This is a genomic window from Microbacterium sp. GCS4 (assembly GCF_001262495.1).
Classification (GTDB): Bacteria; Actinomycetota; Actinomycetes; order Actinomycetales; family Microbacteriaceae; genus Microbacterium.
This window is the reverse complement of record NZ_LGYE01000001.1, coordinates 799,301-813,280: the sequence shown is the minus strand read 5'-3', so window position 1 is coordinate 813,280 and position 13,980 is coordinate 799,301. Positions and strand designations below refer to the sequence as shown.

At 67.8% G+C, this 13,980-nt stretch carries 11 protein-coding genes; 7 read left to right on the top strand and 4 right to left on the bottom strand.

The genetic code is table 11. The features are described 5' to 3' along the window. The first annotated feature begins 1 nt into the window (after window position 1). The 5 genes from AKH00_RS04050 (at window position 2) to AKH00_RS04030 (ending at window position 4,613) form a co-directional block, all read left to right on the top strand. Window positions 2-772, top strand: coding sequence for a biotin--[acetyl-CoA-carboxylase] ligase (locus AKH00_RS04050; RefSeq protein ID WP_082297384.1), 771 nt, complete (start codon window positions 2-4; stop codon window positions 770-772). 87 nt (window positions 773-859) lie between these two features. Next, entirely contained in the window at window positions 860-1,378 is a 519-nt protein-coding gene (locus tag AKH00_RS04045) for a PH domain-containing protein (protein ID WP_082297469.1), read from the top strand. Window positions 1,379-1,456: 78 nt separating this feature from the next. Further along, window positions 1,457-2,581, top strand: a complete 1,125-nt coding sequence (locus tag AKH00_RS04040; RefSeq protein WP_050721389.1) for a 5-(carboxyamino)imidazole ribonucleotide synthase — start codon at window positions 1,457-1,459, stop codon at window positions 2,579-2,581. 113 nt (window positions 2,582-2,694) lie between these two features. Beyond that, window positions 2,695-3,162, top strand: a complete 468-nt coding sequence (purE, locus tag AKH00_RS04035) for a 5-(carboxyamino)imidazole ribonucleotide mutase (protein WP_050722035.1) — start codon at window positions 2,695-2,697, stop codon at window positions 3,160-3,162. Next, window positions 3,159-4,613, top strand: coding sequence for an LCP family glycopolymer transferase (locus AKH00_RS04030; RefSeq protein ID WP_050721388.1), 1,455 nt, complete (start codon window positions 3,159-3,161; stop codon window positions 4,611-4,613). The genes purE and AKH00_RS04030 overlap by 4 nt, the downstream gene beginning before the upstream one ends. A gap of 214 nt (window positions 4,614-4,827) precedes the next feature. Here the strand turns inward: AKH00_RS04030 and AKH00_RS04025 are convergent, their stop codons facing one another. Beyond that, window positions 4,828-5,400: a hypothetical protein gene (locus AKH00_RS04025; RefSeq protein WP_050721387.1), complete on the bottom strand. Its 573-nt coding sequence runs from the start codon at window positions 5,398-5,400 to the stop codon at window positions 4,828-4,830. A 143-nt stretch (window positions 5,401-5,543) separates the two neighbouring features. Beyond that, window positions 5,544-7,274, bottom strand: a complete 1,731-nt coding sequence (locus AKH00_RS04020) for a DUF4012 domain-containing protein (RefSeq protein ID WP_235556684.1) — start codon at window positions 7,272-7,274, stop codon at window positions 5,544-5,546. A 126-nt stretch (window positions 7,275-7,400) separates the two neighbouring features. Between AKH00_RS04020 and AKH00_RS04015 the strand changes: the two genes are divergently transcribed. Both AKH00_RS04015 and AKH00_RS04010 read left to right on the top strand, forming a co-directional pair. After that, on the top strand, window positions 7,401-8,474 hold the full coding sequence (locus AKH00_RS04015) for a glycosyltransferase (RefSeq protein ID WP_050721385.1): 1,074 nt from the start codon (window positions 7,401-7,403) through the stop codon (window positions 8,472-8,474). Between the two features lie 161 nt (window positions 8,475-8,635). Then, window positions 8,636-11,422, top strand: coding sequence for a hypothetical protein (locus AKH00_RS04010; RefSeq protein WP_235556682.1), 2,787 nt, complete (start codon window positions 8,636-8,638; stop codon window positions 11,420-11,422). 140 nt (window positions 11,423-11,562) lie between these two features. Here the strand turns inward: AKH00_RS04010 and AKH00_RS04005 are convergent, their stop codons facing one another. Together AKH00_RS04005 and rfbB are read right to left on the bottom strand one after the other, a co-directional pair. Beyond that, window positions 11,563-12,969: a sugar nucleotide-binding protein gene (locus AKH00_RS04005; RefSeq protein ID WP_050721383.1), complete on the bottom strand. Its 1,407-nt coding sequence runs from the start codon at window positions 12,967-12,969 to the stop codon at window positions 11,563-11,565. After that, on the bottom strand, window positions 12,966-13,967 hold the full coding sequence (gene rfbB, locus AKH00_RS04000; protein ID WP_050722034.1) for a dTDP-glucose 4,6-dehydratase: 1,002 nt from the start codon (window positions 13,965-13,967) through the stop codon (window positions 12,966-12,968). The genes AKH00_RS04005 and rfbB overlap by 4 nt, the downstream gene beginning before the upstream one ends. Window positions 13,968-13,980: the final 13 nt, after the last annotated feature.

Genomic DNA, 13,980 nt, shown 5'->3' with positions numbered 1-13,980 from the left:
CGTGGAGCTGAGCCGTGCTCGGGAGATCGCATCCCGCGTCGAGGAGCTGCCCGAGGTGGGGTCGACCAATGCCGCGTTGCGCGCGTTCGCCGCGGATGCCGAGGCCTGGCCGCACCTCTCCGTGCTGCTGACGGACACGCAGACGGCGGGGAGGGGACGCCTCGACAGGACCTGGACGGCGCCGTCCGGCGCCTCGCTCGCGATCTCGGTGCTCCTGCGTCGGCTTCCGGTCGATCCGCGCGCCCGGGGCTGGATCCCCCTGGCCGCCGGGGTGGCGATGGCGGATGCCGTGGCCCCGCAGCTTCCCGGTGCAGACGTCTCCGTCAAGTGGCCCAACGACGTGCTCGTGGGCGGACGGAAGATCTGCGGCATCCTCGCCGAGGCGGCCGCCGACGCGGTGATCGTCGGCACCGGCGTGAACACCGCGATGACGGCATCCGAGCTCCCCGTCCCGACCGCGACGTCTTTCGCCGTGCTCGGGGTGGTGGCCGATGCCGATCGTCTGCTGTCGGATTACCTCATCGGGCTGGACGGCATGATCGCAGGTCTCGCCGAGACGGGCGACGCGGTGGCCAGCGGGCTGCACGCGGCGGCATCCGCGCGCTGCTCCACGATCGGCCGGGAGGTCCGTGTGTCGCTGCCGGGGGATCGGATCCTCGAAGGTCGTGCGATCCGGCTCGACGAGGACGGCCGGCTCGTGGTGCGAAGCGACGCGGGGGAGCAGGCCGTCGCGGCGGGGGACGTCGTGCACGTGCGCCCCGTGCAGGGCTGACACGCCCGGGTGGCGCACCGCGTTGTCGGCGACGACAGGCACAATGGAGGGGTGACCCAGCCCGTGACGCTCGGCGGACGGCCGACCATGCCGCCGCCCGGTGTGCCCGCCGAGGAACTTCTCATCGCCCGGTTCCGCGGGCATGCGCGGCGACTGTTCTGGTCCGCGCTCGTGCTGATCGGCGTGCTCGGCGGTACAGCGTACTTCTTCGGCAACCTCCCGGCGCCCTTCGAGAACTGGATGCTGCTGAGCGCAGCCGGCCTCCTCGTGGTGCTGCTCGTCGTCGTCCCGTGGATCGTCTGGTGGTCGCGCACCGTGACCGTCACGACCCGCCGCGTGATCGTGAACCACGGCATCGGAGCCCGGAGCCGCAGCGAGATGTCCCATGCTCGCGGTTACACCATCGGCGTGCGCCGAGGGCCCCTGCAGCGCCTGTGGGGAGCCGGGACGATCACCCTGTCGAACGGCGTCGACGCTCCGATGCGTCTCGCGAACGTGCCGAACGTCACCCTGGTGCACGAGACGCTGGCCGACCAGATCGAGGTGAGCCAGATCCTGGCTCATCGCGACGCGCAGTCCGGACACGACGGCGCCGCGACGTTCTGACTCGGGCAGCCGCGGGGCGGGCTGTCACCGGGTGCTCGGCCGATGCGGGACAATGGTCCTGACGAATGGAGGCGGCACATGGCGCTGCGCGTGGGCGTGATCGGTGGAGGTCAGCTGGCGAGGATGATGATCGCCCCGGCGGTCGAGCTCGGACTCGAGCTGCGCGTCCTCGCCGAGGGCGAGGGGATGTCGGCGCAGCTCGCAGCCACCGCGGTGGGCGACTACCGCGATCTCGAGGCGGTCCGCGCCTTCGTCCGCGACGTCGACGTCGTCACCTTCGACCACGAGCACGTGCCGCAGGAGGTCCTCCGTGCGCTCGTCGCCGACGGTGTCGCGGTACATCCCGGACCCGACGCGTTGCAGTTCGCCCAGGACAAGCTCGTGATGCGGGCTCGCCTCGCCGAGCTCGGCGTCCCGCAGCCGGACTGGGCGCCCGTGCGCGATGCGCAGGAGCTGCAGGAATTCCTCGACGCGCACGACGGCGCCGGCGTCGTGAAGACGCCGCGCGGCGGCTATGACGGCAAGGGCGTGCGCGTCGTGCGCGCAGCCTCCGAGGCTCAGGACTGGCTCGACGCGCTCGCCGCCGGAGAGGCCTTGCTCGTCGAGGAGCTGGTCGGCTTCGTGCGCGAGCTCGCGCAGCAGGTCGCTCGACGTCCCGGCGGCGAGATGGTCGCCTATCCGGTGGTCGAGACCGTTCAGCGCGACGGCGTGTGCGCCGAGGTCATCGCTCCGGCGCCGGCGGCCGCCGACCGTCTGGTGCAGGTGGCCGAGGGCATCGGTCGCACGATCGCCGAAGGACTCGGGGTCACCGGGATGCTCGCGGTCGAGCTCTTCGAGACCGACGACGAGCGCATCCTCGTGAACGAGCTCGCGATGCGCCCGCACAACAGCGGGCACTGGAGCCAGGACGGTGCCGTGACGGGGCAGTTCGAGCAGCATCTGCGTGCGGTCGCCGACCTGCCGCTCGGCGACCCGTCGCCGCGCGCGCCGTGGTCGGTCATGGTCAACATCCTCGGCGGACCGCAGGACGCGACACTCGGCGAGCGCTTCGCGGGGGCGATGACCGAGCACCCCTCGGCGAAGATCCACACGTACGGCAAGGATCCGCGCCCCGGACGCAAGGTCGGGCACGTCAACGTCTCGGGAGACGACCTCGACGACGCCGTGTACGTCGCGCGGGCTGCGGCCTCGCATTTCGACTGAGCGCGCTCGATCGATCTCGCGCGCCGTTCGGGGGTTCTCCCAGCGGCAGACCATACCCTGAGTGGGTGACTGAGCCTCTCCACTCCTCCGCTGCTCCACTCGTCGGCGTCATCATGGGCTCCGACTCGGACTGGCGCGTCATGAGCGACGCCTCGCAGGCGCTCTCGGACTTCGGCATCCCGCACGAGGTGGAGGTCGTCTCGGCCCACCGCACTCCCGACAAGCTCATGTCGTACGCGCGCGAGGCCCGTGGTCGCGGCATCCGTGTGATCATCGCGGGCGCCGGGGGAGCGGCGCACCTCCCCGGCATGGTCGCGTCAATGACCGCCCTGCCCGTCGTTGGCGTCCCCGTGCCGCTCGCGTACCTCGACGGCATGGACTCGCTGCTGTCCATCGTGCAGATGCCCGCCGGCATCCCGGTCGCGACCGTGTCCATCGGCGGGGCGCGCAACGCGGGGCTGCTGGCGGCCCGCATCCTCGGCGCCGCCGACGGCGACCTCGCCGACCGGGTCGAGACGTACGCCCGCGACCTCGAGTCCCAGGTGCAGGAGAAGAACGAACGGCTGAAGGGGTCGCTGTGACCCTGGCACCGCCGCGCGGTTCCGCACGACCGCTGATCGAGACGCGGCCGCTGCGCCATCCCGACAGCACGGACGCCGGGATGATGACCAAGCGCGGGTGGTGGCTCGTGCTCCTGAACGTTCTCGTGCCCGGTTCGGCTCAGGTGCTCGCCGGCAACCGCCGTCTCGGACGCTTCGGTCTGGGGGCGACGCTGCTCGCCTGGTTCCTGGTGATCGTGGCGGCGGGTCTTGCGCTGTTCGCGCGTCCGGTGATGCTGTGGCTCACGGTCGGCGGAGGGTTCCTGTCGGCGGCGATCCTCACGATCGTGCAGGTGCTGCTGGTCGGCTACGTCGTGCTGTGGGTCGTGCTGACGTTCGATGTGCTGCGACTGGTGCGTCTCGTGCGCATCCCCGGTCCGTCGAAGTTCGCGATCCCGCTCGTCGCCCTTCTCATCCTCGGGCTGCTGGGGGGAGGAGCAGGATACGCGGCGACCATCGTCGGCTCCGTGCGCTCGACCATCAGCTCCATCTTCGGGCAGAGCGGACCGAGCCTCCCGCCCAGCGACGGCTACTACAACATCCTGCTGCTCGGAGCCGACAGCGGCGACGGGCGTGACTCCATGCGCTACGACAGCATCTCGGTCGTCTCGGTGAACGCGTCCACGGGGGCCGTCACGATCACCGGCATCCCTCGTGAGCTGCCGAACGCGCCGTTCAGCGAGGGCAGCCCCATGCAGGCGCTCTACCCGAACGGGTTCGAGGGCCACAGCTCCAGCAGCTGCGGCTGGAACGGCTGGATGAACCACGTCCGCAATGCGGCCGAGGTCTGCCGGGAGGACAAGGGCGAGGGGCTGTACCCGGACGCTGTCGCACACGGCTCCGATCCGGGCATCGAGGCGACCAAGGATGCAGCCGAGGGAGTGCTCGGGATCGAGATCCCGTACTACGTCTTCGTCGATATGCACGGGTTCGCCGACCTCGTCGATGCGCTCGGCGGCGTGGACATCAACGTCACCGAGCGGCTCCCGATGGGCGGCCCGCCCGATGGGGTGAACCCGCACGACGTTGACGCCTGGGCGATCGGCTGGATCGAACCAGGGCAGCAGCACATGAACGGCGACACCGCGCAGTGGTACGCGCGATCGAGGTACACGACGAGCGATTGGGACCGGATGAAGCGCCAGCGTGAGCTGCAGGAGGCGATCCTCGCGCAGTTCACTCCGCAGACGGTGCTCACGCGCTTCAACGAGGTGGCAGCGGCGGGGACGGCGCTCATCAGCACCGACCTGCCGCAGGACAAGCTGCCGGAGTTCTTCGACCTCATGACGAAGGCGAAGGAGCAGACCGTCACGACGATCGAGCTCACGCCGGAGAACGGCATCGACGAGCACTCGCCGGACTACGGCTACATCCACTCGATGATCCAGCAGACTCTGCACCCGCCGACCGAGACGCCCACGCCGACGCCCTGATCAGAAGGTGCGCTGCGAGTACGGGAGTCTCCGCGACATCCCCGCCTGCGCGGCGTGTCCTCTGGGTGCGCGAATGAGCCCACGGCCGCCGATCGAGAGTGAAGGAGGCGGTCGTGGGCTCTCCGGTTGGTCACCGGATTCGCCAGACGACGGTGATCGGAGGGGGAGGGATCACCGTCGCCCGGTCGATCCCCGCGCAGTGCGGGGATCTGATCTAGGCGCGCTTGCGGCGGACGACGCCGGTCGCGACGAGGGCACCGCCGGCGACGAGCGCAGCGGCTCCTCCGCCGACGATCCACGGCGACACACTGCCACCGGTGAGCGCGAGCTCGAGACCGTCGCCCGTGAGCGGCATCTCGGTGCCGGCGCCGACGACACCCGGGTCGTGGTCGCAGCTCACGGCCGAGTCATGTCCGTGCGACACCGTGATGAGCGCCGTGTACGAACGCGAGCCGGCGAACGCGAGCGAGTACGATCCCTCGCCGTCGGACGGCGGGCGGAACGTCAGCACGAGGCTGCCATCGGCAGCGGCCGTGTTGCCGGACACCGCAGAGGCGCCGGCGTTGAAGCCGGACACCGAGACGCCCACGTTCTCGGACGGCTGGAAGTAGCCCGCGCCGAACACGACGGTGGACACCTCGCAGATGTCGATGACCGGGTCGCCCACGGATACGCGAGGCTTGTCGGCGTACGAGTCGGACGCAGCCGGCGCAGCAGAGGCGACAGCGGGTGCCATGAGCACGAGTGCGCCAGCGGTCAGGCTGATGGCAGCCAGTTTCTTCAGCATGATTCTCCCCAGAAATTCACGCGGAATCGCCCTCGGATACACCCCTGCATCCGTTGGCGTGGGCTCATCCTGTCCCCACGACAGGATTGCAGAACCCAGATATTCCCCAGTGGACACGAGACTACATCATGGTTGGACGAAAGTCACGAACCGCAGCGCAATTCCTCAGGGGAGATGTCGGGGGTGCGGATCATCGGGGTGTGGTCGACCGTCGTGAGGCGGTTTCCCGTGCCGTCTCCCTGGTACTCGACCGTGATCGTGGCGGACTCGCCCGGTGCCAGCAGGACCTCCTGCTGCACCGCTGTACGGCTGCCGAGGAGTGTCGTCTGTGCGCCCTCGTCGCCCTGGCCTCCCTCGCGGTCCACGAACGAGGGCGTCGCCCCCTCGGGGCCGTACACCGTGATGAGTGTGCGCACCGTGCCCGGATCCACCCCGTAGGTGCCTCCGCCCGTCACATACGCCGGCAGGGCGGTCGCTGCGTCCGCCGGAGCGTTGTTCGTCCAGGTGACGCGCACCTGTGTCGTGGGTGCCCCGTCGCAGCGGCCGATCGCCGTCGTGATGGTCGCGTCCGTGTAGTAGTCCATCTTGGCGCCCGTGGTGTCGTTGAACAGCACTCCCACGTGGCTCGTGGCATCGTCCTCGGGGATCGCGCCGCCGAGCTCGCTGGCTGCGAGGAGGCGCTCCTCGTCCTCGTGCGCGCTCCAGATGCGGATGCGGTCCTCGTCGGCGGATGTCGCGAGGGCGGCTACGAGATCCTTCGGAGCCGCGGTCGTGAGCGCGGCTCCGAACAGGGCGCTCGCGGCCTGCGCGAAGACCTGGTCCTGCACGGCTGGATCGGGGATCGTCGTGTAGATGTCCGAGAGCAACAGGCTGACGACGTTGTCCTCCGTGGCGGTGAACGGCCCGAATGCCAGGGGGCCGGTCGCCGCGAGGAGGTTCTTCGTCATGACGGCGTCGACCGCGATCACTCCGTCGACCGGCGTGCCGAAGCGCTGCTGCCAGCGCTGCGCGATCACCGGGGCGGCCTCCGTGAAGTCCGGGATGTTCGTGATGTTCTGCAGAAAGCGGCCCGGGCGGTCCTCGAACAGCGCGACGGTCGACTCGCTCAGAGGGAGGGCCTGCTCCAGCGGGGGGAAGTCCGTCGTGGACGCCTGCTGGACGAGGGAGATCCGTCCGCCCTCCGCGTGCAGCAGGGCGATGGCTCCGATGATGCCGCCCGACGAGCGGAGCTCCGCGTTGTTCTGCATGGCCACGACATAGTTCCGCGGGCCCTCGGCGCCGAGCATGCTGGGGAGGAGAGCGGATGCCCCGTGCAGAGCGCCGACCACCGTCGATGCCTGGGTGACGACGGAGCGCATCTCGCGCACCGCATCGGCGAGCGGAGGCAGGGTCGCGTCCGCGTCGATGCGCAGCGCGCGGTCCTCGGCCGAGGCCAGCGTGGCACTCGCATCGGCGAGCGGAGCCTCGATCGCGGCGAACGGCGCGAGGTCGATGACTCCTCCGGACAGGCCGAGGCTCGCGAGATCCAGCTCGTCTGCGGCGTCGAGGACCGGCACGAGCGCGTCCGACGCCACCTGGTCGGCGATCGACGCGACGTCGCTCACGGCGGAGAAGTTCGGCCCGAGCCAGGGCACGATCGCGAAGGCGTGCCATACCGGATCGGAGGTCAGATCGTGCGCGGACTCCGCGTGGTGCGCGATCCGGCCGGAGAGCGCGGCCGCGCGGTCGAGATCCCCCTCGCCGATCGCCGCCTTGAGCTGCGACGCCGAGGCTGACACCCGCTGCAGGTCGTTCACCGCGCCGATGCCGCGGACCGTGACCCAGCCGATCGCGAGCACGAGCAGCGTCAGGACAACGCCGACGACCCATCGCACCCATCGATGCTGTACCGGCATCCGTCCGTCGCTCACTCCTGCATTCAAGCATGAAGCGACATATCGGCGGCGTGACTCGGGGGCGCGCTCCCAGGTTCTTCGAGACGCGGACATTATTCTTGGTCCATGGGTGCTCGGCTGCGTGTTGTTCTGGATCAGCTGGAGCATGTCGTGGATCCGGACGTGGCCTGGGCGGGTGTCGAGCTCGCGGCGGCTCTGGTGCAGACGGCTCCGTCCGGATGCGATGTCGAGGCGATCGTCCCTGCGGGAGGCGAGGCCGACATCCCGGGGATCGCCGATACTCACCGGCTCTCTCTCGCTCGTCGCGAGCTCGCCACCGCATGGCAGCTCGGTCTCGTACCCGGAGTCGGGGGAGGGCTCGTCCACTCCGCGTCGCTCATGGCGCCCCTCGTGCGCCACGACCGCGTGCACGACAACGACCAGACGACCGCGACGGTCTGGGACCTGCGCGCGTGGGACGAGCCCGATGCGCTCCCGAAGTCCGTTGTGGCCTGGCAGCGGGCGATGCTGAAGCGGGCGGTCAAGCACGCGGATGCCGTGGTGGTGCCGACGCACTCGATAGCCGGTCGGCTGTCGGACCTCGTCAAGCTGCGCGATCGCATCCGCGTGATCCCCGGAGCGGTGCCCTCCGGGTTCGTCGTGCCGTTCGACGCCGCCGAGCGCCGCGCGGCCCTCGCGTTGCCCGAAGGCTACGTCGTGCTCACCGGCACCTCCCCGTCGCTCGAGACAGGATTCCGCGCGGCTGCTGCGGCGGGGATGAATGCGGTCGTCCTCGACGCGGCGGAGGGGTCGGAGCCACGACTCGCGGAGATCGCTTCCGCGGCCGGACTGCCCGAGACGCGTGCGCACATCAGAACGAGTCTCCCGACCGCCGATCGCGCGGCGACCCTTGCGGGCGCGTCCGCCCTCGTGGCGACCGGCGCGGTGGATGCCTGGCCGTGGCGCGTGCTCGAGTCCATGGCGCTCGGCGTCCCGGTCGTCGCCGTCGACGGCGGGACGCACCGCGACGTGATCGTCGACGGCGGCGCGGTCGTGGCCGAGAACGAGGTCGTGGACGCCGTCGTGGACGCGGTGGGCGCAGGGGCCAGGACGCTGAGCGTGCTGGGCGTTGACCGGTCTCGCGCATTCTCCTGGCACGGTGCCGCCGAGCGGATCTGGGCCCTGCATGCAGACCTCTGACCCCTGGACCAGGACCGCTGATCCCCTGAACGCGGGCTGTGTCTTGCGCGACACGCCGACACACCGATAGCCAATATGCCGTAACAGTGGCATCATCCCGCAACTTCCGTCACACTGGTCACATGTCTCGACGTGCCCCACGCTCTCGAAACACCATGAGGATGCCCCGAATCCTCGCCACGTTCGTCGCAGTGACGGCGCTCGTGGTCGGTGTCATGGTTCCTGTTGCCTCCGCGCAGGCGACCGCCTCGTCAGCAGGCAAGGGCGTCCAGACCATGCAAGCGAAGATGTCACTCGCCGGATTCGACCCGGGCAACATCATCAGCGACGCCGTTTTCACCAACCGCAACACGATGTCCGAAGCGCAGATCCAGTCTTTCTTCAACGGCAAGGTCTCTCGGTGTCAAGGTGGGTCCGATCAGTGGGGTCCGATCATCTGCCTGAAGGACTTCACGATCACGTCGGTGAACCGTCCCGCTGATCGTTACTGCCAGGGATACACCGGCGCTCCCAACGAGTCCGCCGCGAGGATCATCTATCGCGTCGCGCAGTCATGCGGGATCAATCCGCAGGTGCTGATCGTCATGCTGCAGAAGGAGCAGGGCCTCGTCACACACACCTGGCCGAGCATGAACCGCTACAACGCGGCGCTCGGGCAGGGTTGCCCCGATGGAGGGGTTCCCTGCGACCCGACCTACGTCGGCTTCTTCCACCAGATCTACGGAGCCGCTCGGCAGATGCAGATCTACATGGAAGGGCGATACTTCACGTACTACGCGCCCGGGAACACCTGGAACATCCTCTACAACCCGAACCGCGCCTGCGGCAGCTCGCCCGTCTACGTCGCGAACAAGGCGACGTCGGCGCTCTACTACTACACGCCCTACCAGCCCAACGCCGCGGCGATGCGGGCCGGGTACGGAGAAGGCGATGGATGCTCGGCCTACGGCAACCGCAACTTCTACAACTACTTCACCGATTGGTTCGGTCCGACTCAAGGGCCGAAGGACGACCCGATCGGCGTCGTAGAGTCGATCGAGTCCCTCCCCGGAGAGTTCCGCGTCCGAGGATGGGCACTCGACCCGAACTCGAGTGAGAGCATCGGGGTCCACATCTATGTCGGCAACGCGGGCTACGCCTATGCGGCCGATGGCAACCGACCGGATGTCGGCGCCGCGTACCCGGGAAAGGGCAACGCTCACGGCTTCGACGTCCGCATCCCCGCCACGAGTTCGGGAGCAGTCCGCATCTGCGCCTACGGGATAAACGTGGGGGCCGGCGGTAACTCGACCCTGCGGTGCGAGGAAGTCATCGGTATGACGGGCTCGCCGGTCGGTGTTCTCGAGACCACGGTCGGCGTGGACGGCGGAGTCGATGTGAAGGGCTGGGCTCTGGATCCGGACACGGCCAGTTCCATCGGCGTGCACGTATACGTCGGGTCCACAGCGACCGCATTCGTGGCGAGCAGAACGCGTGAGGATGTCGCCGCGCACTACCCGCAGCACGGGGCTGCGCATGGATTCGGCGCGAAGGTCAGTGCGCCCCCGGGGACCCACACCGTGTGCGCCTATGGGATCAACGTCGGGAGAGGGGCCAACGCGCTACTCGGGTGCGCGACCGTAACCGTTCCGTCCTCGACGGATTCTGGACGAGTTCCACTAGGACATGTCGAGAGCATGGCTCCCGGCCCCGGGGGGATCAGCATCGCAGGATGGGCGTACGACCCCGATACGACGGACTCCATCGCGATCCGCGTCACCCTGGACGGAGTCGCGAAGAATTACCGCGCTGATAAGGACCGCCCGGATTTCGGAGCGGCCTACCCCGCGATGGGATCTCGACACGGGTTCGCCGAATGGCTTCCGGCAACGGTGGGAACCCACGAAGTGTGCGTCTATGCCGTCAATAACGGCAAGGGCGGTGACACCCTCGTGGTGTGTTCGAGTGTGAAGGTGACTTCGCCTCCTGATCAGGGGCGCCTCCCCGTCGGCTTCGTCGAGAGCCTCGTTCCCGGTGCGGGCGGCGCGACAGTCGCAGGCTGGGCCTTCGATCCCGACACGACCGACCCGATTTCTGTTCACATCTACGTCGACGGCGTCGGCAAAGGCTACCTCGCCGACAAGGAGCGCGCCGATGTCGCGACCGCTTACCCCGGGACGGGGCAACGGAGCGGCTTCAAGGAGTTCATTCCGATGTCTCTCGGCACGCATCAGGTGTGCGTGTACGCGATTAACAACGGGACGGGTGGCAACCCATTGCTGTCGTGCTCCTCGGTCAAGGTCACATCGACTGTGGACCAAGGGCGTGTCCCCGTGGCCTTCGTCGAGAGCATGGTGGCGGCGAACGGCGGCGCGACCATCACCGGCTGGGCGTTCGATCCGGACACGAGCGACCCGATCCAGGTCCACGTGTACGTCAACGGCGTCGGCAAGAGTCTCGTCGCTGACAGGGAGCGACCGGACGTCGGAAAGGCGTACCCCGCTATGGGGTCGAAGCACGGCTTCAGTGAGTTCATCTCGATGCCCGCGGGCAACAACCAGGTGTGCGTCTATGCGATAAACACCGGCGCCGGCGGGAATCCGCTAGTCCTCTGCTCGACGGTGAAGGTGAGCGTCACTGCACCCGTCGATCGCGGGCGCGCTCCGATCGGATTCGTCGAAACCTTCACTCCGTCTGCGGGGGGTACGACCCTGACTGGTTGGGCGTTCGACCCCGACACGACTGATCCCATCCAGGTACACGTCTATGTCAACGGAGTCGGATCGAGCTTCCTCGCCGATCTGGACCGGATCGACATCGGCGCCGCGTATCCTTCGGTCGGGTCCCGCCACGGTTTCCATCAGTTCGTCGCGATGCCATCAGGGGTCAACCAGGTGTGCGTCTACGCGATCAACACCGGTGCGGGAGGCAATCCGCTCATCGTCTGCTCGACGGTTCGGGTGCCGTGACACTGACCCATACGAGTGGAGAATGGTGACCTAGTCTTCCGAGTGAGTATCCGACGGTGCACGGCAAACAAGCACCCGCCTACGTGACTGACAGCGTACTGAAGGATCGCCCGTGGGCCGGAGAAGAGTTCGAGGTGTCGTCAATCGAGATACGAGGTGAGCGACTCCTGGACGGGCGGCGTGAAGAAGCCCGTCCTCTCGATCTTCGTGAGGTCTAGGACGCTGTTCCGCGGACGTGGAGACACGGTGCCAGTCGCAGACTCGAAGTAATCAGCGGTACTCACGCCTGTCACCCTCGCGGGATCATGGCCGGCGGCGATGAAGACCTCCCGAGCGATGTCGGCCCATGTCATCGGGGCGCCGGAACCAGAAAGGTTGTAGGTGCCGTAGGGCGCCCGAGTTCGGAGCAGATGCGTCACTCCGGCGACGATGTCTGCCGTGAAGGTCAAGCGACCCACCTGATCGTTCACCACGCTCGGGTCGACCCCGCGTTCGGCGAGCGATGCCATGGTCCTGACGAAGTTCTTGCCCTCGCCGATCACCCATGACGTCCGCACGATGTAGTGCCGCGGGACGGTGGAGACGGCGAGGTCGCCGGCTGCTTTGGTCTGGCCGTACACGCCCAGCGGGCAGAGCCGGTCCTGCTCTGTGTACGCGCTGTCCTTGGTGCCGTCGAACACGTAATCGCTGGACACGTGCACGAGGGTGATGTCGTTCTCGGACGCGACCCTCGCGAGCGCTGCGACGCCGGTCGCGTTCGCGGACCAGGCGTCTCCCCGGCCCTCGGCTGTTTCGGCGAGGTCGACCGCGGTATAGGCGGCTGCGTTGATGATCGTCGAATAATCACGCCAACGACGCGCCCTAGAGAGCGACGGGTCGGCGAGGTCGAGGTCGGAACGTCCCGCGTACTCGAACTCGTTCGAGTCCCCGAACACGTCGCGCAGGGCGAGGCCCAACTGGCCGTTCGCTCCGATCACGAGCGTCTTGCGAGGAGGTATCGGCGTGACCTGGTCGATGCGCGGATGAGCGAGATCCTTGGCGGAGATCTCCACGTCGCTCAGGGGGATCGGCCAGGCGATCGCCGCCGTCTCATCAGCCAGATTGAGGAATGAGTACTCGGCATCAGCAGACCAGTGGTCGTTTACGAGATACACGTAGGCGGTGTCGGGCTCGAGCGTCTGGTAGGCGTTGCCGACGCCTCGGGGCACGAAGATCGCCTTCGATGGATCGATCTCCGTCGTGAACACCGCTCCGAACGACGGTCCCTCCCGCAGGTCGACCCAGGCCCCGAAGATCCTGCCGGTCGCGACGGAAACCCACTTGTCCCACGGCTCGGCGTGGATTCCTCGCGTGGTGCCGACCTCGTCGTTGAACGAGATGTTGTTCTGGACGGGTCCGAAATCAGGAAGACCGGCCGCGACCATCTTCTCGCGCTGCCAGTTCTCCTTGAACCAGCCTCGTGAGTCGCCGTGAACCGGAAGATCGGCGATCAGGAGCCCCGGGATGGTCGTCTCGGCGACCGTCAAAGACTTGCCGAACTCTGTCATGACTGACCCTTGGAAGCGTAAAACGCCTCGGTCGCGTCCTTGGCGGGCGCCCACCAGGACTCATTGTCGCGGTACCAGGCGATCGTCGAGGCGAGCCCCGACTCGAAATCGCCGAAGGCGGGAGTCCAGCCGAGCTCGGTGCGCAGCTTGGTCGAGTCGATCGCGTAGCGCAGGTCGTGACCGGCGCGGTCGGTGACATGATCGTACGCATCGGCGGACTGGCCCATCTCGGTGAGGATCAGCTCGACCACGGCCTTATTGCTCTTCTCACCGTCGGCGCCGATCAGGTACGTCTCTCCGATCTCGCCCTTGTCCAGGATGGTGAGCACGGCTGAGGAGTGATCATCGGCGTGGATCCAGTCGCGGACGTTCTGTCCTGCGCCGTAGAGCTTCGGACGGATACCGCGGATGACGTTCGTGATCTGACGCGGGATGAACTTCTCGACGTGCTGATACGGGCCGTAGTTGTTCGAGCAGTTGGAGATCGTCGCGCGAACACCGAACGATCGCACCCACGCGCGCACGAGGAGGTCGCTGCCCGCCTTGGTGGAGGAGTAGGGGGAGGACGGGTTATACGGCGTCGACTCGGTGAAGCGTTCGGGGTCATCGAGTTCCAGATCCCCGTAGACCTCGTCGGTCGAGATGTGGTGGAACCGGCGGTCGTGGCGACGAGCCGCCTCCAGCAGAGTGTACGTACCGATGATGTTCGTGTCGAGGAAGGGGCGAGGGTCGTGCAGGGAGTTGTCGTTGTGCGACTCCGCTGCGTAGTGGACCACCGCGTCGACGTCGGCGAACAGTCCGTCGACGAGCTCAGCGTCGGCGATGTCGCCCTCCACGAAGCGGAGGCGGTCGGTGGGCAGCCCGTCGAGAGACGACCTGTTGCCGGCGTAGGTCAACTTGTCGAGCACCGTGACGTGGGCATCCGTATTCGCGATGACGTGGTGCACGAAGTTGGATCCGATGAAGCCGGCGCCGCCGGTGACGAGCAGTCTCTGCATGACGACCAGCGTA